The following is a 2,360-nucleotide window of genomic DNA, read 5'->3' on the forward strand; positions in this document are numbered from 1 at the left end:
GGAACTCCCATCATCGGAAGGCCTCGACCTCTATCCCGCCACCGACGCGCCCCACCCCGACCACTCCGCCTGCACTCTCAATTACCAAGAGCCCGATAAGTCCCATTCGAAGATGCCAGTGGCTGCCCGAAACGGGCGATGCGGCCCCGGATCATTCCGGGACCGCATCGCTTCCGGTGGTATCGCCGGTCAGTTCAGTTACCTGATGTCGTCGGTTATGCGTGGTTCGTCACAATGTTCTTGCGGTCACGTGTGAGCAGCAGCGCCAGGGCGATCATCCCGACGCCCAAAAGCAGGTGCAGCCAGGGGACTGTGGATTTAACGGTGTTTCTGGCCTGACGCGTCGCGCGTGAGCGTGGCGGGAAAGGTGCCGTCATGACGACACTGGATGTTGTGAGTCCGAAGAAAGAATCGAACGAGGATCGATCCGCCGAAGCCGCTGCTGCAGCGGAGCTCGTGCGCCTGGCCAAGGAACAGGGCCTGGCGCTGACAGGCCCTGATGGTCTACTGAAGCTGTTCACGAAGAACGTGCTCGAGACAGCCCTGAACGAGGAGCTCACCGAGTCCCCTCGGGCACGAGAAGCATCGCCCTGACCCTGACCGTCCATCGGGCAATGTCCGTAACGGGACGCGCCCGAAGACCGTGCTGACGGAAGCGACCGGGGAGGTCACGATCGAGGTCCCTCGGGATCGGGACGGCTCTTTCGAACCGCAGATCGTGAAGAAGCGACAACGTCGTTTGAACGGGGTCGAGGAAGTCGTGCTGTCGTTGTATGCCAACGGCCTGACGACAGGTGAGATCAGCGCGCATTTCGCTCAGATCTACGGTGCATCCGTGTCGAAGGAGACGATCTCCCGCATCACGGACAAGGTCGTCGAGGAGATGAACGAGTGGTCCGCGCGGCCCTTGAATGAGGTGTACGCGGCGATCTTCATCGTCCCCCACTTCGTGGGAGGTGCCCCCATCGATCGTGGTGAAGATCCGTGATGGGCAGGTCGCCAACCGGCCCATCTACGCGGCGATCGGGGTCAGCCTGGCAGGCGAGAAGGATGTCTGAGTGTGTCAAGGTTATTTGGCCCCGGCATGACGGTTGAACTTGGCCCCATTAAGGACCCCACGGGTGCCAGTTAGTGAACGAGGGCCGCTGCGGTGACGACTCGTGAAACGATGGATGGCTGCGCAGCGATCGACGCGACTGTCGCCGCCTCGAGACTTGCTCGAAGCGGCGACAGCATACTTATCGAATTGGGCCCGACATGCGCCGGGTAGTTTGTCCTAGGACACAGCTGTGGCTACCGGATGCTCACGCGGGTGAGAGTTACGGATCTCCCGTCAGAGAAGAACCCAGTCTTTCCCGGCCCGATGAAGGCGGTGTAGATGGGGGCCGCAAAAGTTGAAGGCTTGTATCCCAGCGATGTAGTCCAAACACCGGTTTGAAAGGTGTACGCACCGGACCATGTCCCGCTGATGACTCCGGGTTCGGCGAACCCGTAGTAGGTGTTTCCAATGACGCAAACCGACGTGGTGGTGCATCCAGGGCCGACCTGGTAGGTCAGTGGTTGAATCGCGTTGGAGTCCTTCAGCTCGGCGGCTGTCACGTTGCCGGTTGCAACATCGATCAGCACCGTTGCCGGATCATCCGATGCAACAATCTTGTCGATCTCTTTCTGAGACTGAGTTCCCTTCAGCTTCTCAAGTCTTTCCTTCGCCTGCTTGTCCTTGTCCCCCTGCTTGGCATCGTGCTGATAGGCCTGGGACTCACTGGTTGACGTGTTTGCCGAAGGTTGCGCCGTTGCGGCGGGAATGGAGACCAAGCCGAGGCTCGCCATCATCACGGCAGCCAATGAAATCTTGGCTGTCTTGACTATCTTGTTCATTGTTGTCCCCCAACGTTGGATTGCTTTGGTGAGCGCACAGCTCTGAGTTCTTCTCAAAGCCAGTGGTACTCAGCGCGATCTTGCGCACCTTCAGCCAATTTCATCTGCCGTCTCTGGTCAACTAGTTGCCACAAGACACGGATGATGGTTACCAGACCGTGACTCAGGTCGAGAAGTCGCCGTTACCTGTATCCGAGGGCTCTGAACGTGGCAAGCCTCATCGCTTTGGTCTTGCCTAACTGTTGGCCCGGTGGGCGAGGGCGAGGGTATGGGCGAGGCGGTAGGAGTCGGTGCCGGTTTCGATGATGGTCCCGTTGAACGTGAGCCGGTCGACGATCGCGGCGCAGAGCCGAGGGTCGGTGAAGGTCTTCGTCCACCCGGAAAAGGGGCTCTTCTTACTTGAGGTGGGGGTGGTTGAGGCCGCCGCCGATGAGGAGCATGCGTAGGCGGTAGTTGTCGCGGTTGCGGAATCCTCTGGCGAC

At 59.8% G+C, this 2,360-nt stretch carries 2 protein-coding genes and 1 pseudogene; 1 reads left to right on the forward strand and 2 read right to left on the reverse strand.

Annotated elements, in window-relative coordinates; translation table 11 throughout:
- Nucleotides 1-375 precede the first annotated feature (375 nt).
- Nucleotides 376-1,055: pseudogene (locus IWX63_RS16490) on the forward strand (IS256 family transposase); the annotation flags it as partial.
- Nucleotides 1,056-1,293: 238 nt separating this feature from the next.
- On the opposite strand, the gene IWX63_RS16495 reads toward IWX63_RS16490, so the two are convergent.
- On the reverse strand, nucleotides 1,294-1,878 hold the full coding sequence (locus tag IWX63_RS16495) for a hypothetical protein (protein WP_199279236.1): 585 nt from the start codon (nucleotides 1,876-1,878) through the stop codon (nucleotides 1,294-1,296).
- 235 nt (nucleotides 1,879-2,113) lie between these two features.
- Nucleotides 2,114-2,360 (reverse strand): ATP-binding protein (locus IWX63_RS16500; RefSeq protein WP_334685955.1); only part of this gene is annotated, 247 nt, incomplete at its 5' end.

Origin of the sequence: Arthrobacter sp. CAN_A2, assembly GCF_015752045.1 — a bacterium.
Taxonomy (GTDB): Bacteria; Actinomycetota; Actinomycetes; order Actinomycetales; family Micrococcaceae; genus Arthrobacter_D.